23 protein-coding genes and 1 tRNA gene are annotated in these 23,111 nt (G+C 50.9%); 10 read left to right on the top strand and 14 right to left on the bottom strand.

The genetic code is table 11. The features are described from left to right. Window positions 1–307: 307 nt before the first annotated feature. From ACL7TT_RS10320 to ACL7TT_RS10305, 4 genes are all read right to left on the bottom strand, one after another. The gene (locus ACL7TT_RS10320) at window positions 308–2,977 is read right to left on the bottom strand and encodes a nitrate reductase (RefSeq protein WP_413395209.1); all 2,670 of its coding nucleotides are present in this window, start codon (window positions 2,975–2,977) and stop codon (window positions 308–310) included. Between the two features lie 2 nt (window positions 2,978–2,979). Beyond that, window positions 2,980–3,411 (bottom strand): nitrite reductase small subunit NirD, encoded by a 432-nt coding sequence (gene nirD, locus ACL7TT_RS10315; protein WP_413395207.1) that lies wholly within the window; start codon window positions 3,409–3,411, stop codon window positions 2,980–2,982. Window positions 3,412–3,452: 41 nt separating this feature from the next. Then, window positions 3,453–5,990: a nitrite reductase large subunit NirB gene (nirB, locus tag ACL7TT_RS10310; protein WP_413395205.1), complete on the bottom strand. Its 2,538-nt coding sequence runs from the start codon at window positions 5,988–5,990 to the stop codon at window positions 3,453–3,455. A 261-nt stretch (window positions 5,991–6,251) separates the two neighbouring features. Then, window positions 6,252–7,715 (bottom strand): NarK family nitrate/nitrite MFS transporter, encoded by a 1,464-nt coding sequence (locus ACL7TT_RS10305; protein ID WP_299946623.1) that lies wholly within the window; start codon window positions 7,713–7,715, stop codon window positions 6,252–6,254. A gap of 1,130 nt (window positions 7,716–8,845) precedes the next feature. Here ACL7TT_RS10305 and ACL7TT_RS10300 point away from each other — a divergent pair. From ACL7TT_RS10300 to ACL7TT_RS10290, 3 genes are all read left to right on the top strand, one after another. Then, window positions 8,846–10,396, top strand: a complete 1,551-nt coding sequence (locus ACL7TT_RS10300) for a Re/Si-specific NAD(P)(+) transhydrogenase subunit alpha (protein ID WP_413395204.1) — start codon at window positions 8,846–8,848, stop codon at window positions 10,394–10,396. 12 nt (window positions 10,397–10,408) lie between these two features. Then, window positions 10,409–11,800: a Re/Si-specific NAD(P)(+) transhydrogenase subunit beta gene (gene pntB, locus ACL7TT_RS10295; protein WP_413395202.1), complete on the top strand. Its 1,392-nt coding sequence runs from the start codon at window positions 10,409–10,411 to the stop codon at window positions 11,798–11,800. A 206-nt stretch (window positions 11,801–12,006) separates the two neighbouring features. Next, entirely contained in the window at window positions 12,007–13,572 is a 1,566-nt protein-coding gene (locus tag ACL7TT_RS10290; protein WP_413395200.1) for a S41 family peptidase, read from the top strand. A gap of 206 nt (window positions 13,573–13,778) precedes the next feature. On the opposite strand, the gene ACL7TT_RS10285 is transcribed toward ACL7TT_RS10290, so the two are convergent. Continuing rightward, entirely contained in the window at window positions 13,779–14,009 is a 231-nt protein-coding gene (locus tag ACL7TT_RS10285) for a hypothetical protein (RefSeq protein ID WP_413395199.1), read from the bottom strand. 57 nt (window positions 14,010–14,066) lie between these two features. Then, entirely contained in the window at window positions 14,067–15,266 is a 1,200-nt protein-coding gene (locus ACL7TT_RS10280) for a glycerol-3-phosphate dehydrogenase/oxidase (RefSeq protein ID WP_413395197.1), read from the bottom strand. Window positions 15,267–15,695: 429 nt separating this feature from the next. Between ACL7TT_RS10280 and ACL7TT_RS10275 the strand changes: the two genes are divergently transcribed. From ACL7TT_RS10275 to ACL7TT_RS10265, 3 genes are all read left to right on the top strand, one after another. Next, window positions 15,696–15,968 carry a hypothetical protein gene (locus tag ACL7TT_RS10275; protein WP_413395195.1) on the top strand — a complete coding sequence of 91 codons (273 nt, stop codon included), beginning with the start codon at window positions 15,696–15,698 and terminating at the stop codon, window positions 15,966–15,968. A gap of 424 nt (window positions 15,969–16,392) precedes the next feature. Next, window positions 16,393–17,868, top strand: coding sequence for a glutamate--tRNA ligase (gene gltX, locus ACL7TT_RS10270; protein WP_413395193.1), 1,476 nt, complete (start codon window positions 16,393–16,395; stop codon window positions 17,866–17,868). Between the two features lie 135 nt (window positions 17,869–18,003). Then, window positions 18,004–18,079, top strand: a tRNA-Ala gene (locus ACL7TT_RS10265). A 135-nt stretch (window positions 18,080–18,214) separates the two neighbouring features. On the opposite strand, the gene ACL7TT_RS10260 is transcribed toward ACL7TT_RS10265, so the two are convergent. The 7 genes from ACL7TT_RS10260 to ACL7TT_RS10230 all read right to left on the bottom strand — a co-directional run bounded on the left by ACL7TT_RS10260 (window position 18,215) and on the right by ACL7TT_RS10230 (window position 21,770). Then, window positions 18,215–18,364 carry a hypothetical protein gene (locus ACL7TT_RS10260; RefSeq protein WP_413395191.1) on the bottom strand — a complete coding sequence of 50 codons (150 nt, stop codon included), beginning with the start codon at window positions 18,362–18,364 and terminating at the stop codon, window positions 18,215–18,217. A gap of 21 nt (window positions 18,365–18,385) precedes the next feature. Then, a complete protein-coding gene (locus ACL7TT_RS10255; RefSeq protein ID WP_413395190.1) occupies window positions 18,386–18,919 on the bottom strand; it encodes a hypothetical protein in 534 nt (177 codons plus the stop codon). Window positions 18,920–18,979: 60 nt separating this feature from the next. Beyond that, window positions 18,980–19,687 (bottom strand): Nmad5 family putative nucleotide modification protein, encoded by a 708-nt coding sequence (locus tag ACL7TT_RS10250; protein ID WP_413395188.1) that lies wholly within the window; start codon window positions 19,685–19,687, stop codon window positions 18,980–18,982. 96 nt (window positions 19,688–19,783) lie between these two features. Beyond that, on the bottom strand, window positions 19,784–20,089 hold the full coding sequence (locus ACL7TT_RS10245) for a DUF6378 domain-containing protein (protein WP_413395186.1): 306 nt from the start codon (window positions 20,087–20,089) through the stop codon (window positions 19,784–19,786). Next, complete coding sequence (locus ACL7TT_RS10240; protein WP_413395184.1) at window positions 20,086–20,424, bottom strand: hypothetical protein; 339 nt, start codon at window positions 20,422–20,424, stop codon at window positions 20,086–20,088. The genes ACL7TT_RS10245 and ACL7TT_RS10240 overlap by 4 nt, the downstream gene beginning before the upstream one ends. Continuing rightward, window positions 20,421–20,750, bottom strand: coding sequence for a response regulator transcription factor (locus ACL7TT_RS10235; protein ID WP_413395182.1), 330 nt, complete (start codon window positions 20,748–20,750; stop codon window positions 20,421–20,423). Before ACL7TT_RS10235 ends, ACL7TT_RS10240 begins: the two co-directional genes overlap by 4 nt. A gap of 291 nt (window positions 20,751–21,041) precedes the next feature. Then, window positions 21,042–21,770, bottom strand: coding sequence for a LexA family transcriptional regulator (locus tag ACL7TT_RS10230; RefSeq protein WP_413395180.1), 729 nt, complete (start codon window positions 21,768–21,770; stop codon window positions 21,042–21,044). An 83-nt stretch (window positions 21,771–21,853) separates the two neighbouring features. Here ACL7TT_RS10230 and ACL7TT_RS10225 point away from each other — a divergent pair, with 83 nt between their 5' ends. Both ACL7TT_RS10225 and ACL7TT_RS10220 read left to right on the top strand, forming a co-directional pair. Then, window positions 21,854–22,138, top strand: coding sequence for a helix-turn-helix domain-containing protein (locus ACL7TT_RS10225; RefSeq protein ID WP_413395178.1), 285 nt, complete (start codon window positions 21,854–21,856; stop codon window positions 22,136–22,138). Between the two features lie 38 nt (window positions 22,139–22,176). Further along, window positions 22,177–22,311 carry a hypothetical protein gene (locus tag ACL7TT_RS10220; protein ID WP_413395176.1) on the top strand — a complete coding sequence of 45 codons (135 nt, stop codon included), beginning with the start codon at window positions 22,177–22,179 and terminating at the stop codon, window positions 22,309–22,311. A gap of 33 nt (window positions 22,312–22,344) precedes the next feature. Here ACL7TT_RS10220 and ACL7TT_RS10215 read toward each other — a convergent pair whose 3' ends face one another. Continuing rightward, a complete protein-coding gene (locus ACL7TT_RS10215; protein WP_299947586.1) occupies window positions 22,345–22,518 on the bottom strand; it encodes a hypothetical protein in 174 nt (57 codons plus the stop codon). A gap of 123 nt (window positions 22,519–22,641) precedes the next feature. Between ACL7TT_RS10215 and ACL7TT_RS10210 the strand changes: the two genes are divergently transcribed. Continuing rightward, entirely contained in the window at window positions 22,642–22,866 is a 225-nt protein-coding gene (locus ACL7TT_RS10210; protein ID WP_413395174.1) for an Acb2/Tad1 domain-containing protein, read from the top strand. 60 nt (window positions 22,867–22,926) lie between these two features. After that, window positions 22,927–23,111, top strand: a 185-nt coding sequence (locus ACL7TT_RS10205) for a helix-turn-helix domain-containing protein (protein WP_413395240.1), incomplete at its 3' end; no start/stop codon positions are given.

Below are 23,111 nucleotides of genomic sequence, written 5' to 3'. Positions count from 1 at the left end.
GAAAGCGAAACAGAGGGCCTGTCGCTGTTTTCAATAGTTTTACACAAGACCTGGGGTTGCAGAAGTGAGCTTAATCACTGAAATCGTCTATTTGGGCTGTGCCAGGTTTTTCTGCAAACTTCTCTGAGCTCGGTGCGGGAAATGACCGGTGGCTTGCGAACAGATTGCTTGAAAATAAGCTCGTTACAGTTGCGCTCTGTAGGTTTTAACAGCCTGTGAGGGAAAATGCCCTATACCCTGTGTGAAGGGTACTTTTGGAATATACCATTGGTATTATAGGCGCAACCGACGGAATTGCCGCTGCGGTCTATTCTTCTGCAGTACTGGCGTGGACGGTGCGCAACAGAGTTAAAATTTCTGCTTTACAGGAGCCACAGTGCGTGCCGCAGCCCAAGGTGTTGCCGAGAGCTGCCAGGCTGTGCATACCGTTGCCGATTGCCTTGGTGATTTGTGCACGGGAAACCTGCATGCAGGTGCAGATGATCTTCACACCGGGTGCGATGGGGTGCAGTAGTTTTGCGGGAACCCGGGGTAGTGCCATCTCCAGGTAGCGTTCCAGCGAACGCCGGTCTGGCAGGTCTTGCCAGCGGTTGCCTGCAATGATAAGCAATTGTAGCGTGTCGTTATAGACCACCCAGCGCTGGTTTTTTAGTGACTCAATCTGTTGCCAGTGCATGCCGTGAATATCGCCTAATAGTTGTGTGCCCAGGCCGCGCCCGTTTAAAGGATGGTGCAGGGCCAGTTCGTAGCGGTAACCGCCGGTGCAGGGTACCCGGTACCAGTGCAACAGATTTTTATCTTTGGCACTATGCAGCCATTGCCACAGTTTTTTTGCGACGATGTCGGGACAAATCAGGGTGGCGTAACTACTGCAGGGAAGTGCCTCTACCTGGATCGGCACCTGTTTGAATTCCGGCTGGCCCGAGTGGGGGTCTACAACCGCAGCAGCCAGTGCACTGACCCTGGCATCCCGGGCCAGGGTTTCACTCCAGTGGATGGGGGCGAATAGTTGGCCGGGCTTTTGTGCTTCACTCAGGGTGGCACGCCCGGACATTTTGCCCTGAGCACTGTTCAGCGCGATCAAAGTGCCCTCTTCAATGTTGTATTGTCGTGCATCTTGCGGGTTAATCTGGATTTCGGCAATTTCACTGTGGTCCAGCAGTGTACGTGCGTGACCAGTGCGGGTCATGGTATGCCATTGATCGCGCATGCGACCGCTGTTAAGCCACAGTGGATAGAGGGCACAGGTTTGCTGAAGCGGTGCTCGGGGGGTGATTGGTACAAAGTGCGCACGCCCATTGGCGGTAAAAAACCGACCATCATTAAATAGCCGCGCACGCCCCTGGGGGTTGACCTGGTTTACTGGCCACTGTACCGGTTCCAGCACGTCGTATTCCTGACGCTGGATATCGCTCAGCAGGGAGATATCAAAGGCGCGGCGCCCATTATTTTCAAAGCCTGAGAGCCGCGCGTGTTCGCGGAAAATCTCTACTGGATGTGAATAGCCAAAGGCTTCTGAATAGCCCAGTCGTTGCGCCAGATCACAAATGATCTGCCAGTCATGGCGGGCTTCTCCGGGAGGGTGCAGAAAAGGGCGCTGTCGAGAGATGCGTCTCTCCGCATTGGTGACAGTGCCGTTTTTTTCTCCCCAACTGGTGGCTGGCAGCAGCACTTCTGCACAGCGGGTGGTATCAGTATCGGCAACGCAATCGGAAACGATGACGAGTGCACATTTGCGCAGGGCTTCAGCTACTCTCCCGGCTTCGGGCATACTCACTGCAGGGTTGGTGGCCATAATCCAGATGGCTTTGATTTGGCCGCTTTCCACCGCCCTGAACATATCCACAGCGTTTAGCCCTGGCGTCAGGGCGACCCGTGGGGCATGCCAGAAGCGGCCCAGTCGATTGATGTTATCCGGGTTAAACGTCATATGCGCAGCCAGTGTATTGGCCAGACCACCCACCTCCCGCCCGCCCATGGCATTGGGTTGCCCGGTGATGGAAAAAGGGCCGGCTCCGGCTGTACCAATGCGCCCGGTGGCCAGGTGGCAATTGATAATGGCGTTGTTCTTATCGGTACCGCTACTGGATTGGTTGACACCCTGGGAGTAAAAACTGACGGTTTTTTCTGTCTCGGCAAACAGTTGGAAGAAGGCCAACAGTTTTTTTGCGGATACCCCACAGTGTAGTGCAGTTTGCTGCAGAGACCACGTCCGGGCTGTGGTGAGTGCCTCCTGGAAGCCGTTGGTGTGTTGCTGGATATAGTGGTTGTCCAGATACTGATGTTGCGCAAGGAAATTCAGCAGCCCGTTAAACAGTGCTGCGTCACTGCCGGGGCGGATGTCCAGATGTAGATCGGCCAATTCGCCCGTGGCGCTGACACGAGGGTCAATAACCACCAGTTTGGCATTGCCAGCCTGCATGCGTTGGAACAGGATCGGGTGAGTCCATGCGGCATTAGAACCTATCAGCACAATCAGGTTAGCGCGATCTAGGTCTTTGTAGCAGCAGGGTACTGCATCGGCACCAAAGGCGCGTTTGTAGCCGGCCACTGCCGAAGACATGCACAGGCGCGAATTGGTATCAATATTGGCGGTGCCGATAAAGCCCTTCATCAGTTTATTGGCTACATAGTAATCCTCGGTGAGTAGCTGGCCAGAGAGGTAAAAAGCCACGGAGTCTGGTCCGTGTTTGCGAATGTTTTCGGCAAAAGCATTGGCCACAAAGGACATGGCCGTATCCCAGTCGGTTGCTTGGCCGTGCAGATACGGGCGCAACAAACGACCACGATCTCCCAGTGTTTCACTCAATGCGGCACCCTTGACACAAAGGCGACCAAAATTGGAGGGATGGTGCCTGTTACCACACACCGCGATTGCGGCAGGGTCCGCAGGATTTTTGTGGCTGATTGAAACCCCACACCCTACGCCACAATAAGGGCAGGTAGTCTGTGTGCCCAAAAATTTCTTTGTGGCCATTACTATATACTATTGCTGTCGATAAAAACGGTGTCCCCGATAAAGGTTAATGGGTAGGTGGAAAGCTGGATATTGCTATTTTCCATGCAAAGCCCATCTGTAAGGCGGAAGTGATGTTTATAAAGCGGAGAGGCAATGGTGAATTCCCCATCCAGTTCTGCAAGAATTCCTCTCGCAACGACGCCAGCTTGTGCGATTGGGTCCCAGTTGTCTATGGCGTAAAGCTGCTGCGCCTGGCTGGGCAAGAAAAAGAGCGCGATACTTTTTCTTGAAAGTGTACAGGTTTTTCTCTTCTTTTGGGTGGGAGTATGTTCCCAGAGGGCGCAGACTCCGGAATCGCTGATCAGATCTGATCGCTGACAGATCGGCTGCCAAAGAGAGTGAATTAAGTTAAATGAATGAGTTTGGGATGATTTTAATAAAGTCTGAGCCATATTCTTTCTCACAGGATGAAAGATAAATTTATTGGAGTCTTTTATATCGGTTCGACAACGCCTACCATTTCTTCCACTTGGGCAGGACGTGGCTGTCCGCGCTCATTCACAAAGACAATCCTGTCATCGGCCTTGTCACTGTTAATAAATTGCCGAAAACGCTTGAGTTTTTCAGGGTCGTTAATGGTTGCTTTCCATTCGCACTGATAGGTATCAATCACCCTGGCCATTTGTGCTTCCAGTTCCTTGCAGATTTTCAGTTTGTCCTCGATAATAATTTCGCGCAGATTGTCAAGACCACCATCAAAGTTTTCAAGCCATCTTGAGGTGCGTTGTAATTTGTCCGCGGTGCGTACATAGAACATTAAAAAACGGTCGATATAGCGGATCAGGGTTTTGTTGTCGAGATCGGTAGCAAACAGATCTGCATGGCGTGGGCGCATACCCCCATTGCCACAGACAAACATATTCCAGCCATTCTCGGTCGCGATAACACCGATATCTTTGCTCTGTGCCTCCGCACATTCACGTGTACAGCCGGAAACTGCCATTTTTATTTTGTGCGGTGAGCGCAGACCCTTATAGCGGTTCTCCATAAACAGTGCCATGGAAACACTGTCCTGCACACCAAATCGACACCAGGTGTTGCCCACACAGGATTTCACTGTGCGCAGGGATTTCCCGTAGGCATGGCCAGTTTCAAATCCCGCATCGATCAAGGCTCGCCAAATTTCCGGCAACTGTTCCAGGCGAGCCCCAAACAAATCGATGCGCTGGCCACCGGTAATCTTTGTATAGAGGTTGTAACGCTTTGCCACCCGCCCGATCACAATCAATTTTTGTGGGGTGATTTCTCCAGCGGGAATACGTGGCACTACCGAGTAGCTGCCGTTTTTCTGCATATTTGCCATAAAGGTGTCATTGGTATCCTGCAGTCCTACATGGGGCTGTTCCAGGATATGCTCATTCCACAGAGAGGCGAAAATGGAAGCAACCGCGGGCTTACAGATCTCGCAGCCATACCCACGACCGCGTTTCTGCAAAAGCTCCGGGAAAGTCTTAATGCGCTCTACCTGTATTATCTGGAAAAGCTGCTGGCGCGAGAAGGGAAAATGGGCACAAAGGTGATTGTTCACTTCCATACCCAAAGTGGTAAAGGCGTCGTCAACGATGTTTTTCAGTAAGGGGGCACAACCGCCACAGCCGGTCCCGGCTTTTGTTATATCCTTGATTTCTTCCAGGGAATGGCAGCCCTCGGCAATAGTATCAAGGATCTGGCCTTTACTCACATTGTGACAGGAACACACGGTTGCTGTTGCGGGCAGATCTGGGGTACCCGGTGCAGTTGCCGCGTTGTCCACAGTGGGTAGGATTAATTGTTCTGGATGTTCGGGCAACACGATAGCATTGAGGTGATATTGCAGCAGGGTATCGTAGTTATCAGTGTCTCCCACCAGCACGCCCCCAAGCAGTTGCTTTCCTTCTGCATCGGTGATCATGCGTTTGTATACACCGGCCTGTTCATCTATAAAAGTAATTGCAGCAGAATTCTCAGTGTGCCCGTGGGCATCGCCAATGGAGCCGACCTGGACACCGAGGAGTTTTAGCTTGGTACTCAGATCTGCCCCAGAAAAAAATGCCTGTTCGCCAGTTAATTGCGCGACAGCGGTGCGTGCCATGGAAAATCCAGGAGCAACAAGGCCGAAAATACGCTGTTTAAAAAGTGCACACTCGCCAATGGCAAATATATCAGAATCGGAGGTGCGACAGTTCTGATCAATGACGATACCGCCACGTTTCCCGAGCTGCAGCCCGGCCGATGCAGCCAGTTCGTCTCGGGGGCGGATACCGGTAGAAAATACAATCATATCAGTGATTAGCTCACTGCCATCCCGGAACTGCATGCGCAGACGCCCGTTCACTTCTTCGATCAGCTCTGTGACAGCACCTATGTGAACACCCACACCCAGTGTCTCTATTTTTTGCTTCAATAGAGCCGAACCACCTGCATCCAACTGGATTGGCATAAGCCCAGATGCAAACTCTACAATGTGGGTGTCCAGTCCCAGTATTTTTAATGCATTTGCGGCTTCAAGACCCAGTAGTCCACCGCCCAGTACCACGCCCCTCTTTGCGCTGGCGGCGGCACTGCGTATCGCATCCAAATCTTCAAGGGTGCGATAGACAAAGCACTTTTTGTGTTGGTTTCCGAGAATTTGTGGCACAAAGGGGTAAGAGCCTGTGGCGAGGACCAATTGATCGTAGTTTTTAACAACCCCACTTTGTGCGGTAACTGTCTTGTTTGCCCGGTCAATTTCTATCACGCGCTCATCGACAAGCAGTTCAAAGCCCCACTGTCGATACTGTCCGGCGCTTCCCATGGCCAGATCTTCGGCAGTGGACCCGGCAAAATAGTCCGAAAGATGCACGCGGTCGTAAGCTGTTCTGGGCTCGGCACAGAATATTGTGACGTCGAAATAGTCGACCTGTTTGTGGGCTGCTAGCTGTTCTAGGAGGTGATGCCCTACCATACCGTTGCCAATGACTATCAGCTTGGTTTTTGATTCTGCTTTTTTCATTCTTGAAATTCCTGCCAGGCTCTAGTCGACGTTTTCAGAATAGGGCGAGTTTGAGGGTGTTAGTAGCTTCCACTTCTGCCAATATCTATAACAGATTACCCAGTTTTGGTTGGGCAAGAACTGTTAGTTTAATCATTCAATATTCATACCAGCTTGACAGTTGAGCAACAACGCCTTTCCGGAAAATGCATGACGAATTCCTGTAAGGTCAATGGGATAGGTCAGTAGTGTCGAGTATAGATATGAATTTATGCAAGTTTTTTAGGCGACATTGATCATTGATACACTGCCATCCGGGAGAGTCTCCGCTATCTGCCCTTCGGGCTCTTCCAGCAATAATACGGCAGCGAAGCCGAGCAGCGCCGTGATGCCAATAACCAGGAAGAATTCCTGGTAGGACATAAAACTAAAAACGGTGAGATAAAACACAGCACCGACATTGCCATAGGCGCCGGTGATTCCCGCAATCTGGCCAGTGAGACGGCGTTTGATCAAAGGAACCACAGCAAATACGGCCCCTTCGCCAGCCTGCACAAAGAAAGAGCAGGCCATCGCAGCGAAAACGGCCAGGTAAAGTGGCCATTGGGTATCGATAAGACTCATGATGAAATATCCCAGAGCCAGCCCTGCTGTGAGCACCAGCAGGGTGGGCCTGCGCCCCCAGCGATCACTAATCAGTCCGCCCGCGGGGCGCGACATCAGATTCATGAATGCGTAAGCCGAACCAAGCAGACCGGCCTTTATCGGGTCCAGGGTAAAGGTTTCTGAGAAGAATAGGGGCAGCATGGAAACCACGGCAAGCTCTGAGCCAAAAGTGGCAAAATACAGCAGATTTAGAACCGCCACCTGCTTGAACTTATAGCGGTGTAACGGCGCTGGCGGGTTGTGGAGGACTTCGCGGTTTACTCTGAAGGTCTTGCGTGTATCCAGCATATAGAGCAGGCCAAGGCCGCAGTAAATGATTGTGGCAGCAGCCTCGGAAAAAAGACCAATCCCGCTGGACAATTTCCAAGTAAGCAATACCAATGCTGCATAGATGGGGATCTTCACAATTAGCAGAAGAATAAAATCTCCACGGCTGGTAATTTCCATGGCGCCGATCTTTTTTGGCTTGAAATAGGCAAAGCCTTTTGGAGTGTCTGTTACTGAAAGGTAGTAAATAACACTGTAAACCAGTGCGATGACTCCGGTGAGGCCAATGGCATAGCGCCAGCCATTGTCTCCACCAGCAATCAGGGCAATCGCTGGCAGAGATATGGCTGCGGCAGCGGAACCAAAATTTCCCCAGCCGCCGTAAATACCCTCGGCTGTACCCAACTGGCGCACGGGAAACCACTCCGATACCATACGAATGCCAACCACAAAACCGGCACCGATAAATCCTAGGAGAAAACGACTGATCGCTGCCTGTATAAAGTTGTCCGCCAGTGCGAAGATAAAGCAGGGCACACTGCCAATGGCCAGGAGCAGGGAATAAGTGAGTCGCGGACCATATTTATCCGTGAACATACCGACCACGATGCGCGCAGGTATGGTCAGGGCCACATTGAGGATTAACAGTGTTTTGATCTGTTCTGGCGTTAAGGAGAGGCTTTTTGAAATGGCCATTAAGAGTGGTGCATGGTTAAACCAGGCGAAGAACGTGATAAAGAAAGCCACCCAGGTTAGGTGAAGTATTTTTATCTTACCGCGGAACGAGATCAGATTGAGTGGCTCACTGGTCATACGTAATTCCTCTGTTTACAAATCTCGCAGGCACACGACGTTTTCAACCGAAATCCGGCGGTTGGTATCGATGGACTTTGTTGGCAATTTACTACCGGGCCGTAAGGAAAGAATATTCCTCTCCCAAAATACGCTGTGAATACATTCCTGTGCGCTTGTAATCGGCATCCATGCCTTATACGACCCTGAGAGTGGGGTATTCTTCCTTCCTGGCTTACTGGTAAGTTGGTAAATAAACCGCTTCACTCTGGTGATCTACCTGAAATTAGCGCATTGGATCATCATTTTATTTCCATTCAATTAATATGCCAGCACGAAAAAGTTATCGGATTTGATCTCTGGAATCCTAAGAAAAAATATATTTCGCACGGTTTGACTGAGCAGGTTGCCTTATTGGTTTTGTTTCCGGAAGTGAGGATAAGGACAACTGCAATTTTTTGGTGCGATAGTTTGCGTTTATTGTTTTTCTTGCACAACCGGGGTGCTTTTATGAAGATCTAATTCGGTCGGATATGATGTGTGATGTTAAGTAAGATTGTTTCTTCTTTTTCTTCTATTCGAACAATTTATTGCAAAGGGTTATGCTGGGCAGTAAATACTCTGTTAATGAATTTTGGTTAAGAGAGTATGTAAAATTCAATATTAGTATTGAAGTTATTTTTGCTAATGGATCAAAATAAGTCATAAATATTCTAAATGACATTTTATAATGGAAATGCTATTTGTAATCAAACTGTTTGGATCTGGGTAGTAGCATAATGAAGCGTGATGTTGATAGGGCTATATGGCCTCTCGGCGGATTACGACCGGCAGCGACTGGGTTCTGGGTGTTATAAACCGGGCAATCTGCGCGCTGGCTCGGTTAACAAGGCTTACTTTTGCCCGCCCAGCTAAGAGAAATGGTTACAAATGTTACTTTTGATGGGATGTCCGTATAGTGTGTAGTGTGCCCTTACCCTGGTTTTTTAGAAGAGACTTATAAATTTCACCAATTACCGCTATTAAAAGAGACCACTTTTCATCTTCAGCCCACCGGTTTACACTCCGGCTGTTTATAAATTGGGCAGGCGGAAGCATTTCGAAGCAGGTTTAGTAGTCAATCCAGAGAACAAACCAAGAGGGGCACAGCGGTGATAATAGCCATACCAAGGGAGACCGCAAAGGGAGAAGCGCGCGTAGCGGCAACTCCCGACAGCGTAAAACGTTTACGCCATTTGGGTTTTTCCATTGCGCTGGAAAAGGGGGCTGGTGATATGGCCAGCTTTACCGATGCGGCCTATGCTGAGGTCGGGGCGGAAATCCGCAATGATCTAAAGGCATGTCTTGCCGGTGCGGGGGTGGTCCTTAAAGTGCAGGCCCCCACTGATGAGGAACTGGTATTGATTCCCGAAGGGGCCACCGTGATTGCTTTTCTCAAGCCAGCGCAAAATGCCGAGCTTCTGCGGAAACTGGCTGATCAAAAAATCAATGCGTTGGCTGTGGAGTCTGTTCCCAGAATTTCCCGTGCACAGAAAATGGATGCACTCAGCTCCATGGCAAATATCGCCGGCTATCGCGCGGTAATCGAGGCTGCACATAATTTCGGCCGTTTCTTTACCGGCCAGATTACGGCTGCCGGAAAAATTCCCCCCGCAAAAGTGTTGGTGATTGGTGCCGGTGTTGCTGGCCTCTCTGCCATAGGTACTGCAAGGAGTATGGGCGCTATTGTGCGTGCCTTCGACACCCGTTCAGAAGTGCGTGAACAGGTGGAGTCTATGGGTGCGGAATTCCTGACTGTGGAAATAGCCGAGGAGGGTTCCGGCACTGGTGGTTATGCCAAGGAGATGTCCAAGGAGTTTATTGAAGTGGAAATGGCCCTGTTCCGCGAGCAGGCCAGAGAAGTGGATATAGTCATTACCACAGCATTGATCCCCGGCAAGCCTGCCCCAAAACTCTGGCTTGCCGATATGGTCGATAGCATGGCACAAGGGTCGGTTGTGGTAGACCTGGCTGCGGAAATGGGAGGAAATTGTGATTACACAGTGCCCGATAAAAAAGTAGAGCACAGTGGTGTAACCATTATTGGCTACACCAATCTGCCCAGTCGCGCAGCGAACCAGTCTTCCAGATTGTACGCCACCAATCTTGTCCACCTGCTGGGTGAGCTGACACCGGATAAAGATGGTGAGATCCATATTGACTTTGAGGATGAAGTGATCCGCGGTGCAACTGTGGTCAAGGCTGGGGAAATCACCTGGCCCCCTCCCCCTCCAAAGATTTCAGCTCAACCCACGACACCAGCCAAAAAAGCTGAGCTGGATAAAGGACCTGTTGAGGAAAAAGTTAAAAAGAAGAAATCGCCCCTGGCTATTTTTATATTTTGGGCCGTGGCGGCGGTGTTGCTGCTGTGGCTTGGGCGGGTGGCACCACCGGAATTTGTTTCACATTTTACCGTTTTTGTTCTCGCCATTTTCGTAGGCTGGCAAGTGATCTGGAATGTAACCCATGCATTGCACACCCCTTTGATGAGTGTCACCAATGCGATTTCCGGCATTGTGGTGGTCGGGGCTCTGGTACAACTGGGGGTAACAGGCTCAGCCCTGGTAACGGTCCTCGCTTTTGTCGGTGTGCTGGTTGCCAGCATTAATATATTTGGTGGCTTCTTTGTAACCCACCGAATGCTGAAAATGTTTCGCCGCTAGGGAGAATTAGTGATGAACGGAATGATAGCAATGGCTTACCTGCTCTCAGCGGTGATGTTTATTTTAAGCTTGGGCGGTCTGTCCAGCCACGAAACAGCACGCAGGGGAAATCTCTACGGTATGGTGGGTATGACGGTCGCCATTATTGCTACCATAGCCGGCGTCGCCACCGGAGCCCTCTGGATGGTAGCCGTCGCGATGGTGGTTGGGGCAAGTATCGGACTTGCCCTGGCAAGGCGTGTAGCCATGACCCAGATGCCGCAGATGGTGGCCTTATTACACAGTTTTGTCGGTCTTGCCGCGGTATTAATTGGCTGGGGTGGTTTTCTCGATCCACAAGTGACTTTGCGCGGGGCCGCCCATGTGGTGCACAGTACAGAAATCTATCTCGGTGTGTTTATTGGTGCAATTACCCTCACCGGTTCCCTTGTCGCCTTCTGCAAGTTGCAAGGACTGGTGTCTGGTAAACCACTGACACTGCCGGCCCGCCATTGGCTGAATCTGACCGCGATTCTGGCCTGTATAGTGCTGGGTATTGAGTTTGTGCCGGCAGAAGTCAGCACCGGCACGCTGATAAACCTGCTTCTGATGACTGCAATTGCGTTATTGCTTGGTATTCACCTGGTTGCGGCAATCGGCGGTGCCGATATGCCGGTGGTGATCTCCATGCTGAACAGCTATTCTGGTTGGGCTGCAGCGGCGACCGGATTTATGTTGGGCAATGACTTGTTGATTGTCGTAGGCGCCTTGGTCGGTTCTTCCGGTGCGATTCTCAGTTATATTATGTGTCGCGGTATGAACCGCTCGTTTATCAGCGTAATTTTGGGAGGCTTCGGCTCTGAAGGTGGAGTGGTTTCCGATGATGAAGTTGAGGGCGAGGTTGTGTCGATCAGTCAGCAAGATCTGGCCGACGATCTAAAGGTCGCTGAAAAGATTATTTTTGTCCCTGGTTTCGGTATGGCCGTTGCGCACGCGCAGCAGGCTGTCAGCGACTTGACCGATCGGCTGCGTAAAATGGGTAAGACGGTGCGCTTTGGTATCCATCCCGTAGCGGGCCGCCTGCCCGGTCATATGAATGTACTCCTGGCGGAGGCCAACGTGCCCTACGACATCGTGTTGGAAATGGATGAAATAAACCCGGATTTTCCCAGTACGGACCTGGTACTGGTCATTGGTGCGAATGATACAGTGAACCCGGATGCAGTCGAAAAACCGGGTTCTCCCATTGCCGGGATGCCAGTGCTGGAGGTGTGGAAAGCGGACAAAGTGGTGGTGCTCAAGCGCTCCATGGCCTCGGGTTATGCGGGCGTAGCCAATCCGCTCTTCTATAAGGAAAATGCCCGGATGCTGTTTGGAGATGCAAAGGACAGTTTGCAGGGGGTATTGGGAAAAATGGGTGATTGATTGCCTGATATTGAGCCGCGGGAAACAAGCAAGTTGGGTCTCAATGAACTTAGCCAGTTGCAGGTTATAAAAATAAGCAGTTTGATAAGATAAAACCTACAGCCAAATTTTTTGATAATTATTTGGTTATCGTATTATTTGTTTGAAAATGATACTCTTCCTTTTTGCCAGCTTTGGATATAAGAAGTACTAGTGGAAATAGAAGAATGAGTACCAATTTGTTTGTTTTTGTTTTGCGAGGGTTAATTGGTCTAGGAGTCATTAGTCTTGTCGCTTGTGGTGGTGGTAGTGGAAACGAAGGAAGTTCTTCCGATACTTCTTCTGGCGAGAGTTTTACCTGGACTGAAGGGGAATTCCAGCCTGCTTCTGACTTTGACGGGATGTGTGTCTCACCACGCAGCGGTACAGATGTGCTGGGCACCCGCCTGGATGAGAACAACTGGTTGCGCTCGATGAGTCACGAACTCTACTTATGGTATAGCGAAATTGTCGATCAAGATCCTGCCAAGTTTGATGATTCACTGGAATATTTTGCTGAGCTTAAAACCCTTGCACTGACAGCCTCTGGCCAGGAAAAAGATAGATTTCACTTTACAATTCCTACCGAGGAATGGTTGGAAATGACAGAATCCGGCGTCTCTGTTGGGTACGGTTTCCAATGGGCACTGTTATCTGCTGAGCCACCTCGAAGAGCAGTGATTGCCTACCTGGATACAGAAACCGCCGAAGGCTTGCCCGACTATATAATGCGTGGTGCAGAATTGCTGAGTGTGGATGGTGTCAACGTGGCCAACAGTGACGATATTGAAACGCTGAACAGTGGTATGTGGCCTGCTTCGGCGGGAGAACAGCATGCCTTCAGACTTCTGCTCCCTGGTGCAACCGTCCCTATTACCGTGACACTCACTGCGAAAGCGGTAACTTCCGACCCAGTACAATATGTAAAGTCGGTGCAGACAGATTCAGGGCGGAAAGTAGGCTATATGCTCTTTAATGATCATATTGCCACTGCTGAAGGGGAGTTGATCAATGCAGTGTCAGATCTGAAGAGTGAAGGCGTCGAAGAACTGATACTGGATCTTCGCTACAATAGCGGCGGAATTCTCGATATCGCCAGCGAACTGGCTTATATGATTGCCGGCGACTCTACCTTGGGTAGGACTTTTGAATTGTTCAGGTTCAATGATCAGCACCCCAATATCAATCCCATTACAAAGCGGAAATTACTGCCAACGCCCTTTTATAACACCAGTCAGGGAATTGGTGCGGTGCAAGCTGGTATGGCGCTCCCATCTCTAAACCTGCAAAGGCTTTTTGTACTGACCAGTGAAGGCACCTGTTCTGCCAGTGAAGCAATCATTAACGGCTTGCGCGGTATTGATGTCGAAGTAGTCCAGATCGGCGACTCTACCTGTGGAAAGCCGTACGGGTTCTACCCGTTGGGCAACTGCGGTACAACGTATTTTACGATCCAGTTTACCGGGGTGAATGCCAAGGGATTTGGTGATTATTCAAATGGTTTTATACCAGGTGGTTCTCACCAGACTGAGGCACACCTGCCTGGGTGCAAACTCGGCGATGACTTTACCCATCTTCTCGGGGATAAAAATGAAGCCCGCTTTGCAGCGGCACTGAACTATATTGATACTGGCAGCTGCGGAGATATCCCAGCGAATACATTCTCAGCTTCCCCGGTCGAGGAACGGCTTTCGGCGGTGCATGCTCGTGTTCCTAAAGATATTGCTCGCAGCAATCGTATTATGGTGCGATAAAGATGAAAGTACCTGTGTTGTTGTTATTGCTTGTCGCTGTCATATCCTTTGGTTGTGAATCTCAGTCAGCGGCTTTGGTACTTCAGCCCGCCGTGCTAATTGAAGTGAACCCACAGATTCGTGCAGAACTACAGGAAACGGTTTCTGCGGCGATGGGAGGAATACCGGTAAGCCTTGGGCCAGAGGTATTAACCAAAGACAGCCTTTTACTCATAGAGCACAGCCCCCGTCAAATGCGGATTATTGGCCGAGAAATGCAGAGGCCAGCGAAATTCCAGCTCGTAACTGATGGGGAACGGTGTTGGCTTGAGCACTTGCCGAATGGAGTGCTGAAGGAGTTGCATATTTCTTGTCGGGGCAGCAGGGCCTTTTAGTTTTCCTCCCTTGAAGAGATGGTGCAAAAAAATTCTATTGCCAAAATTAATGAATGCTGACATGCCGGTTTCACAGTGCCAGTGATATTTAGGTCGGGGTCTTGACAGGTGCTGGAACCCCTAGGGGTTGCGTTCCCGCTCCGAAGAATTGATGGGGCGAGGAGGGTTCCGTAGTGCATGGGGCTTATTTCTCAGGGTGGGCTGAAGTTTCTTGACCAGTTTATGCGCGGTGGCGCGATAACTGGTGAGTTTGCCGCCAGCTACCGCAAGGATACGCGGTTTTCTATTATTGTCACAACAAATCATGGATTCCCGAGAGCGGGAAAAGGAGCTTCTCGCAACCTTCGGCAGTACACGAAGACCGGCAAAACTCTCATAGATATCTTCCCCTTGTAAACCGCGGGTCTGGCTGAAGTAACTTTGTACCGTACGCAGCAGGTAGGACTTCTCTTCTGCAGTGGGAGCTACATCCCGAGGATCGCCATAGTAGGGGCGTTCGGTGGTGCCCACCAGCGTTTTGTCCTGCCAGGGCATAACAAATACGGCGCGCCCATCACTCGCTTCTATATAAAAGATTCTGTTCCCTAGAGACAAGGGCAATAAAATATGTGTACCGGCAACCAAATCAATAGGCGGCAGGGGCAGTGGAGGAATACAGCGCGCATTGGTGGTGGCCACCCAAGGACCACTGCAATTGACTAATGCATGGGTACGCAGTGTATTGAGCTTTCCGTTAGCCATATAGTCAACGCGGACACCGCCCTCGGTCACTTCAGCCCCCACCAAACTGCCCGGACAGATAATTTGTGCGCCATGGGCGATAGCTGATGCGACCACATCACGGGTCAGGGCGGCGTCGTCGGTTTGTGCATCGTAATAGCGAAATACTGCGAGAAGGCCCTCCCGTTTGAGGCCCGGCAGACTTTCCCAATCAGAGTTTGGCAATGATTGGAAAAGTGAGACGCCATGCTTCACGCCGGAGAGCAGGGCATAGAGACTGAGTCCCAATCTGACTATCCAAGGTGGCCTTTTACTATGTCGGTAGACAGGTATATAAAAGGGCACCATACGTACCAGCTGGGGTTTATTTTCCAGCAGCCAACTTCTTTCACGCAAACATTCATATACCAAGCGGAATTGGCCGGTCTCCAGGTAACGCAATCCACCGTGGATCAATTTGGATGAGCGCGAGGATGTGGCCGCAGCGATGCCGAGTTGTTCCAGTATAACGACAGAGTGATGAGCCTGGGACAATGCCTCGGCTGTACCTGCACCGAGAATACCTGCGCCTACCACCACGACATCAAAATCTGTAGACATTACTTACTTCCCGCAAGCAGATGAATAGCAGCAAGCTCCCTGAACGTATGTGATGGGCTGCCAGCTTGTGTCTCCCTGGGTACAGCCGTGGTCTGGTAGAGGGTCCATTGCAGTGAACCTGATGGTAATTTGCTGCGCTTGATATAGCATTTCCGGGCCAGGAAATACTCCCGATTGAGTGTCACAATATCTGTCAACAGGCAGCAGGATATACTGCCACCCTGCAATACCATTCTGTACCACCCGATAGACCGGGGGGGTATGTAAGCTGCAACAGCCCTGGGTAGCTAGGGTAGTGGGTTTGTGACCACTGCGCATCAGGCCCAGTAATTTCACCCTGGTTGTATTGAAACCGATGCCGGTGAGGTTGGACCCGTCCACCAATGGCACTGAGAGCTGGGAGTCCCTCGGTTTGAAGGAAAAACACGTATGTTTGTCGAACAGTGGGTGTTCGCTGCGAAAATACCAGTGGGTACCATTACGGCTGAAGCAGATGTGGCACTGAATAGCATAGGTCCTCTGGTGCTGAGCTGGCTCAAGGGTGGTGAAGACTTTATCCAATGGACAGATTGTGTCGCCCTGAAAGGTGATTTGCATGTCAGTCGGCTCCAGGTCGCAGATGCTATATGTCAGCAGGGGGGGCACGTCAGCGTTCAGCACCACAAAGGCGATTCGGCCCCGGTCTACAGTCGAGCCTTATAGGAAAAATAGACGCTGTGGACCCTGTTGCAAACCGGGCGGGAAGGATGGCATCAACCAGCGCTGTAGCACTTGAGGGGGGTGGAGCTGCCAATATGCTGACAAAGAAGCCCCCAGTGACCAGTGAGCGAACGACATTTTCTCACATGGTGTGGTTTGCCAGGTAGTTGGCCCACTGTATTGGGAGGTGCTATGCGAAGTAATTCTTGCGAAACTTCGATTAACATGCCGGCCGGACTATATCCTGTGTCCTGCGCTAATACAGCTAATAATACAGTTTATTACTAACACATAGTGCGATGTTCATATGCCCTCTTTGCTCTGTGGCATGAAAGACTTTTACAATCCTTGTCTGTGCGCCAGGGCTGGCCAGCGCTATAATCCCGCGTTTTCACAGCCTCTAATTTTACCTTGAATCAGGTTTGCCATGAGTGTAAGAACCCGTATAGCACCCTCGCCAACTGGCGACCCCCATGTTGGTACAGCCTACATCGCCTTGTTCAACCAGTGTTTTGCCCGAGCGCAGGGTGGCCAGTTTATTTTGCGTATTGAAGATACCGACCAGCAACGCAGTACTCCGGAGTCGGAAAAAGCGATTCTCGATAGCCTGCGCTGGCTGGGGCTGGACTGGCAGGAGGGGCCAGATGTGGGTGGGCCCCATGGCCCCTATCGCCAGAGTGAACGCGGAGATATCTACAGGGCTTATAGCGATGAATTGGTGGAAAGAGGCCATGCGTTCCACTGTTATCGAACTGCACAGGAACTGGAACAGCTTCGTGAAGCACTGCGGGAATCCGGGCGCATAGCGCTCAAGCCCAGCGATTTGGCACTGCCACTGGAAGAGGTGGAAAAGCGCCGTGCCGACGGAATGCCTTATGTTGTGCGCTTGCAGGTGCCGGAGAGCGGCACCTGTGTGGTGGAGGACTTGCTGCGGGGGCCCATAGAGATAGAATGGGCTCAGGTGGATGCTCAAATTTTACTCAAATCCGACGGTATGCCCACTTACCACCTGGCCAATGTTGTGGATGATCACCTGATGGAGATTACGCATGTGCTGCGTGGTGAGGAGTGGATCAATTCCGCACCCAAGCACAAACTGCTGTATGAATACCTTGGCTGGGAGATGCCGGTACTCTGTCACCTGCCACTGTTGCGAAACCCAGACAAAACCAAGCTCTCCAAGCGCAAGAACCCAACCTCTATACTCTATTACCAGCGCGCCGGCTTTATGCCAGAGGCTCTGCTGAACTATCTTGCCCGTATGGGCTGGTCCATGCCGGATGAGCGGGAAAAGTTCGCCCTTGGGGATATGCTTGAGCACTTCGACATTCAGAGGGTTTCCCTGGGTGGCCCGGTTTTCGATGTAGAGAAGCTGTCCTGGTTAAATGGTTTGTGGATCCGTGAACTGGGGGACGAGTTGCTCGCAGATCGCCTGACCGACTGGCTGTTCAACCGGAAAAACCTGCTCAGGGTCCTGCCTTTTGCCCGTGAGCGTATGGAAACCTTTGGTGACTTTGCACCACTAGTCAGCTTTCTTGCCTCGGGCAAGCTTGGCCTAACAGAGGAAAGCTTTATCGTCAACAAGCTGGCGCTGGATGAGCAGAAACGGCTACTGCAATTTGCCTTATGGCGTCTGGAAGCGTTGCGCGCCTGGGATCGCGACAGCATCTTCCAGACAATAAAAGGGCTGGCTGCATCCATGGGTATCAAGCTCAAAGACTTCAATGCCCCTCTGTTTGTGGCGATCAGTGGAACCACTGCCTCTTTTTCTGTGATGGATGCCATGGTACTGCTGGGCCCAGACCTCAGCCGCGCCCGGTTGCGCCATGCAATAGACACCCTGGGCGGGGCAGGGAAAAAAGTGCTGAAGCGCTGGGAGAAGGAGTACGCCGTGCTGGTATGAACCCATGTGCGGCCCCCCTGGCTTCAGCGCCGGAGGCTTGTTGCTAACTACCTGATTAAAAGTGCTTTTTTCTGTTGACAGGTGCCTAAAGCTTGTTAGAATGCGCCCCGTTTTCGACGAAAATACAGAATATTCGGGGCTATAGCTCAGCTGGGAGAGCGCAACACTGGCAGTGTTGAGGTCAGCGGTTCGATCCCGCTTAGCTCCACCAAATTTTCCTTGTATTTCAAGGGGTTGCAGAAGAAGAGAAATCGAACTCTGCAAGGTGCACAAAAACTGCACAAAAACTCGCGGGGATAAAAAAAGGGCCTTATCCGGCCCTTTTTTTCGTCTGAATCTTCCCTTTTCAAAACTCCCTACCTATAGCCTGCTTATCCAGGTAAACATCTTCAATGCTCCTCTCATCGACTTCACCTGGCGCTATGTGCCCAGCTGAAATTAATTCCCTTAACCACTGGGCGGAAAAGGGATCAATTTCATTGTAATAAGCTGCCATTGTTTCACCTGCGAGGGGCATTCAATCCTTGGATGGTTCGCTAAACGCCGGCATGACTTGCTGTAAAATCCAGGCTTGTGATTTGGAAGCGTTAGCAGTGACTGCTTTATGCCCGCAGCCCTCAGGAACACGAAAGGCGGCAACCAGTTTTGGCAGCATGTGCTCAAATAGGGGTTTGCTGAATCTTGCTTTTAGTTCATAAACAAGATTACCCCAGTGATTAATCTCTCTATCCAAACGCTTAGAGAAGTATTTGATAACAGCCTGGGCTTCTATAAACTCCCGAGCCTCTTCGGCAGACAGCAGGCGGTAGGCCACAATATCTTTTTCGTGGTCGCCGTGATCCCAATCTCCCAATGGCAGATCAAACGAGTCGCCGGCAAATACAGCATGCTCTGTGCCCTGGCGCAGACGGATGGCGATTGGGGTGCCTTCCTCAATTCCTACTGGAAGATCAGCAGTCTCGTTTCCTGCAAATTTTTTCCATTCGGGCATTTCAAGCTTTGGAGCCTGAAGCTCTTCGGTGGGTTCGGCACTTATAGTTTGGACTTCCATAATTAGATCCTTTTAAAAAGGGGCCCAGTACCTGCGGCCCAAGCAGTGGGGGTGTATCGGTTAAGCCGCAGTCGTTTGTACCGGCGGGATACCTTTTTGCAGCATCTCTGTGACGGAAGCGGCCAGCTCTGAGGGAACTAGGTTTTTGCCCTTATCCGCTGGTTCAGGCAGGTATTTAGCGCCCTCTGGGAGGAGTTCCTGCAGTTGCTTTGAGGTACGGCAAGAGTTGAGAATGGTCTGTACCTGGTCGTGGAAATCTCTGGCTGCGGTTAGCACGGATTTTGTACGCAGCTCTAACGCTTCAATGTCTGCAATAAGCTCGGGATCGTCTATTAGATTGCCGCCGCTCATACTCGCAAGTGGTTTTGGTGCAGTAAATACAAGAGTCAGGTCTCTGCTAAAACTGACTCTTCTATCGATTCTCTTGCGCAGTGTTTCCATTAAGCCGCTGTTAAGCCAAGTACTCATAAATTGCACAGCATTGGAGTCACCATCGATACGCAGGGCTTCCCTAGTCCCCTTCTTTGCTGTAACGCTGGGGATGTATTGATGAGATTGAATGGCGATCCCCTGCTGGATGAGTTCCGGCCAGCGGGTTGAAGGAATGCCGGAAGCTGCACGCAGTTTCTTTTCGTACTGCTTCCAGAACACTGCATTAAGCCGGTCAGCCTCCTTGGCAATTGCACGGATTTCCTTCTCAACAGCCTTTGAGGTGAAAATTCTGGCGATGTTGTTACGCATCTCTTTAGTAATGGGAAAGGATTTCATGTCTTTACCTTGCTGCAGGTTTTAAAAGAGAGCCCCATACAGGCAGCCCATACGGTTACAGCTGACTGAATGCGCCAGGGGCGCGGTGGAAATTCTTTAGCTCCTGTTCTTTGCTGCGGCTTCACCGGCCAGGGCAAAGTAGGCAGCACCGTCTTCATAGTCGTCTGGTACAAACACCCCACAGCTTGCACGGGATTGCTTCAGTAGCACCATAAACAGCCATCCCTGCTCTTCCGTGAGATCAAACCCGTAGAGGGCATTAAAAGCGGTAACGGTTTTGGCCATGGAGCGCTCACCATTTTCCGAATCACGTTGTTCTGCACGGTCACGCATATGCTGAGCGGCTTTTTCCAGAAAGGCTGGTGCGCTGTAGTCCGGTGGTGAAACCGCTTCAGAGTTCATGCGAACTCACTCTCATTGATTTTCTGTGCAAGGTGATCGAGGGTTGCGAGGTAATCCGTTGCCGCTTCCCGGCTTTTGATGAGGGCGTCTTTAATAGCTTCTACACGGTTTGCGCCGTGGCCCTGTGCCAGGTCTGAACCCAGGCCAACGAAGGTGTTGCAGGTGAAGACGTTTAGAACCGCGTGATAATCCAATGACTCGTTGGAACGGCGGCGGCAGATCATCTTTCCGAGGACATTGCCCTGCAGCACAATGGCTTCCTTGCCGACCACTGGCCTATCGGGGTCTTCCCCTGAGTCGGTGATCGGAATTGATCTAAATTTGATGCCCTTCATGCGGTGCTCCCTCCCTGGTTACGAATGCGAATAGTTTTAATGGTGGGTTTGCGCTGGAATCGGGTACGGAGTTGTTCCTGGGAATCGGTGCCGGCGCTGACGAGAATGGAGGCGAGCAGGCCGAACTGGATCAGGCCGTGTTTAATGGCTTTAGCGACGGCATCGGTACTGTTACGGGCGTGCAATTTAAAGAAGCATTCAGTCAACAGGTTGGCGACATTGGCGATAGAGCAGCGCATAGCGGCGGCGGTTTCAGCATTGCTAAGCCCGCGAGCGCGGTGTGTAAGGGCTTCTGCCTGGCGGGGGGCCAGTTTTCTGTACTCCATCACTTGGCTTCCTTTGTAAGGTTATTGCATGGAGTGGTTGAGCTGACGGCATGCATAGCACTCCCTTGCCCCACAAACAATACCATGGATATTATTATTGTAAATACCTGAGGTATTATTTTTTTAAATTGAGGTGCTTTTATGCGAACTGATGAGGGGTTGGGGTTAAGGGGGTATTGTTATCAGAGGGATAGTTTTACTGGTGGGGGAGTGACTCTATGAGGGAAGACTACTTCCCCGATCTGGGTGATTGGCGGATTATTATTTGTGCCTGCTTATGAACTCGGCCTTTTATAAGTCGAGTTCCATTTTTTTGGCCACGCCAATAATACGGCAATTACTGTTGATCAGAATTGGGGCATAGGCTGTGTTAAGAGGTTTCAGGTACTTGTTGGGGCCATCGATCACCAAGCGCTTAAGGGTGGCCTCCTCAACATCAACCAGTTTGGCAACCACAATAGAGCCGTTACTATAGGATGCATCCGGATCAACGACAACAATGGCGCCATCAGGAATACTAATACCTGTTTGGGAGGTCATTGAGTCTCCTTCAACGCGGAGCGCAAAAGCGTTCGGTCCTACTCGGGCCGTAGTTTCTCGCCATTCTTCTGCCTCGCCAGGCTGAAAATTGTCAACAATTTCTGCCCAATCTCCAGCTTGCACGGATGAAATCAACGGAATTCTCGTGCGAATTCGTGGACCTCTTGAAATGTTTTGGTGGCGTTCGGGTGATGGCTCTTGTACTGCACGCTCAGACTCCCTGTTAAACGTGATGGATTGAGCTGGATCAATATCTTTGGGCTCAACCTTTAGAAGTTTCGCAAATTTGATGATGATGTTGGTATTGAGGGCAATTCGACCATTCAGATAATGCCCGACGGCTCCCTGAGTAATGCCCAGTGTGGCGCCAGCTTTTTCTTGATTCAACCCCAGTTCCCCCTTTTTTGCAAGCCATGTGCGCTTGAGGTTCTCAGCAAGTTGTTTCTCTTCTTGGGTGATTTTGCGTTTTGGTTTGCTCATAGGTTGAGATTATTAGCGCCACTATTAGATGACAAGTACCTGGGGTATTGACTAGTATTAATATCCGGGGTATTAATAAGTGTATGAATGCAATCCAAATAGCTGTAAGGGCAAAAAGAACGCAAGCAAAACTTGCACAAAGCCTCGGGGTTACCCAAGGGCTTGTTTCTGCCTGGGTGACAGGTCGCAAGAAGATTGCACCCCATTGGTGTTTGCCAATTGAGCAGTCAACCAATGGCGTCATAACCCGCTATGACCTGCGTCCGGATATTTTTGGTCCGGTGCCAGAGGAGCAAGGGAGTGTCGCAGCCTCCGTTCTCACTGCCAGCCTAGTTACTGATTATAGGGGCAAAGAGAGTACCGGCTAATCAATCACCAGTCATGGGTATCCATACAGGAGAGAAGGGTGAACAAGCAGGAAATACAGAGCGCAGTCGCAGAATTCCTCAAAACGGAGCAAGGGAGAGCACTAGTAGTTGAAATCCTTTCTGCCCACATCGCTAGTAAGGATTTCGTGCTGTTTGAACAAGACAGTGGATGAGGCCCAGCTGGGGCCGGGCTAGTAGTCCAGACACTAATTCTTATGCGCGTTGCGTACTGCGTCGTAAATCACTTGGAAGGCACTCGCAAGTTTCTCGGCGTCGTCTTCGATCATCTCACCTGATGGCCAGTGTGAGGAGTTTCCTCCACCGCGCTGAAGGGAGGCAATGAGGATGTCTGCGGCAATGCGCTCGTCTGAGTCGTCCATAGGGAAAGTCTGTATTGCTGTTGGTGTGAAAGCCAGCAGTGTACCGGGAAACCCGTCACCTGGGGAGTGGTGTGACAGCCGGGAGAGTTCGGCAGCTTTTAACTGAAAATATTGGAATACAGAATGGAAAATCAACACCGAAAAATTAAGGGCTACCGCGAACTCAGCGAGGAAGAGTTAGCGCTTATGAATGAGGCTAAGGGCCTGGCTGAAAAGTGCGGTGCGTTAATCGAAAAGCTGGGGGCGCATCCGGATACTGACAAACGGTGTGTCTCTCTGAGTAAGACCCAATTGCAGCAGGGCTTTATGTGGGCAGTTCGTGGGGTTGCTCGCCCCGAAACCTTTTAAAAGGAACGCCTGCAGTGATCACGGCCTCCACCCAAATCAAATAGGAGTTGCATCGTGAGTATGGAGCTAATGGTCAAGGCAATGAAGGTCAAAGTGGGGAATCCGCTGCGCAAGTTGGTGCTCCTTAAATTGGCTGACAACGCTAATGACCAGGGCGAATGCTGGCCCAGCTATCAGCATGTCGCTGACCAGTGTGAAATCAGTCGTCGTTCCGCTATGTATCGACCCGGTCGTAAGCGGGACCA

Origin of the sequence: Microbulbifer jejuensis, from assembly GCF_047289955.1 — a bacterium.
GTDB lineage: Bacteria > Pseudomonadota > Gammaproteobacteria > Pseudomonadales > Cellvibrionaceae > Microbulbifer.
Note: the sequence above shows the minus strand (reverse complement) of the source record. Positions and strands in the feature narration are given on the sequence as shown.

Excerpts from the sequence above, each read along its gene's own strand:
- ACL7TT_RS10225 (WP_413395178.1), top strand. The coding sequence starts at position 21,854 with ATGAATGCAATCCAAATAGCTGTAAGGGCAAAAAGAACGCAAGCAAAA.
- ACL7TT_RS10290 (WP_413395200.1), top strand. The coding sequence starts at position 12,007 with ATGAGTACCAATTTGTTTGTTTTTGTTTTGCGAGGGTTAATTGGTCTA.
- ACL7TT_RS10305 (WP_299946623.1), bottom strand. The coding sequence starts at position 7,715 with ATGACCAGTGAGCCACTCAATCTGATCTCGTTCCGCGGTAAGATAAAA.
- ACL7TT_RS10230 (WP_413395180.1), bottom strand. The coding sequence starts at position 21,770 with ATGAGCAAACCAAAACGCAAAATCACCCAAGAAGAGAAACAACTTGCT.
- pntB (WP_413395202.1), top strand. The coding sequence starts at position 10,409 with ATGAACGGAATGATAGCAATGGCTTACCTGCTCTCAGCGGTGATGTTT.
- ACL7TT_RS10250 (WP_413395188.1), bottom strand. The coding sequence starts at position 19,687 with ATGAAATCCTTTCCCATTACTAAAGAGATGCGTAACAACATCGCCAGA.
- nirB (WP_413395205.1), bottom strand. The coding sequence starts at position 5,990 with ATGAAAAAAGCAGAATCAAAAACCAAGCTGATAGTCATTGGCAACGGT.
- ACL7TT_RS10245 (WP_413395186.1), bottom strand. The coding sequence starts at position 20,089 with ATGAACTCTGAAGCGGTTTCACCACCGGACTACAGCGCACCAGCCTTT.
- nirD (WP_413395207.1), bottom strand. The coding sequence starts at position 3,411 with ATGGCTCAGACTTTATTAAAATCATCCCAAACTCATTCATTTAACTTA.
- ACL7TT_RS10255 (WP_413395190.1), bottom strand. The coding sequence starts at position 18,919 with ATGGAAGTCCAAACTATAAGTGCCGAACCCACCGAAGAGCTTCAGGCT.
- ACL7TT_RS10240 (WP_413395184.1), bottom strand. The coding sequence starts at position 20,424 with ATGAAGGGCATCAAATTTAGATCAATTCCGATCACCGACTCAGGGGAA.
- ACL7TT_RS10260 (WP_413395191.1), bottom strand. The coding sequence starts at position 18,364 with ATGGCAGCTTATTACAATGAAATTGATCCCTTTTCCGCCCAGTGGTTA.
- ACL7TT_RS10285 (WP_413395199.1), bottom strand. The coding sequence starts at position 14,009 with ATGTCAGCATTCATTAATTTTGGCAATAGAATTTTTTTGCACCATCTC.
- ACL7TT_RS10235 (WP_413395182.1), bottom strand. The coding sequence starts at position 20,750 with ATGGAGTACAGAAAACTGGCCCCCCGCCAGGCAGAAGCCCTTACACAC.
- gltX (WP_413395193.1), top strand. The coding sequence starts at position 16,393 with ATGAGTGTAAGAACCCGTATAGCACCCTCGCCAACTGGCGACCCCCAT.
- ACL7TT_RS10280 (WP_413395197.1), bottom strand. The coding sequence starts at position 15,266 with ATGTCTACAGATTTTGATGTCGTGGTGGTAGGCGCAGGTATTCTCGGT.
- ACL7TT_RS10275 (WP_413395195.1), top strand. The coding sequence starts at position 15,696 with ATGTTTGTCGAACAGTGGGTGTTCGCTGCGAAAATACCAGTGGGTACC.
- ACL7TT_RS10210 (WP_413395174.1), top strand. The coding sequence starts at position 22,642 with ATGGAAAATCAACACCGAAAAATTAAGGGCTACCGCGAACTCAGCGAG.
- ACL7TT_RS10320 (WP_413395209.1), bottom strand. The coding sequence starts at position 2,977 with ATGGCCACAAAGAAATTTTTGGGCACACAGACTACCTGCCCTTATTGT.
- ACL7TT_RS10215 (WP_299947586.1), bottom strand. The coding sequence starts at position 22,518 with ATGGACGACTCAGACGAGCGCATTGCCGCAGACATCCTCATTGCCTCC.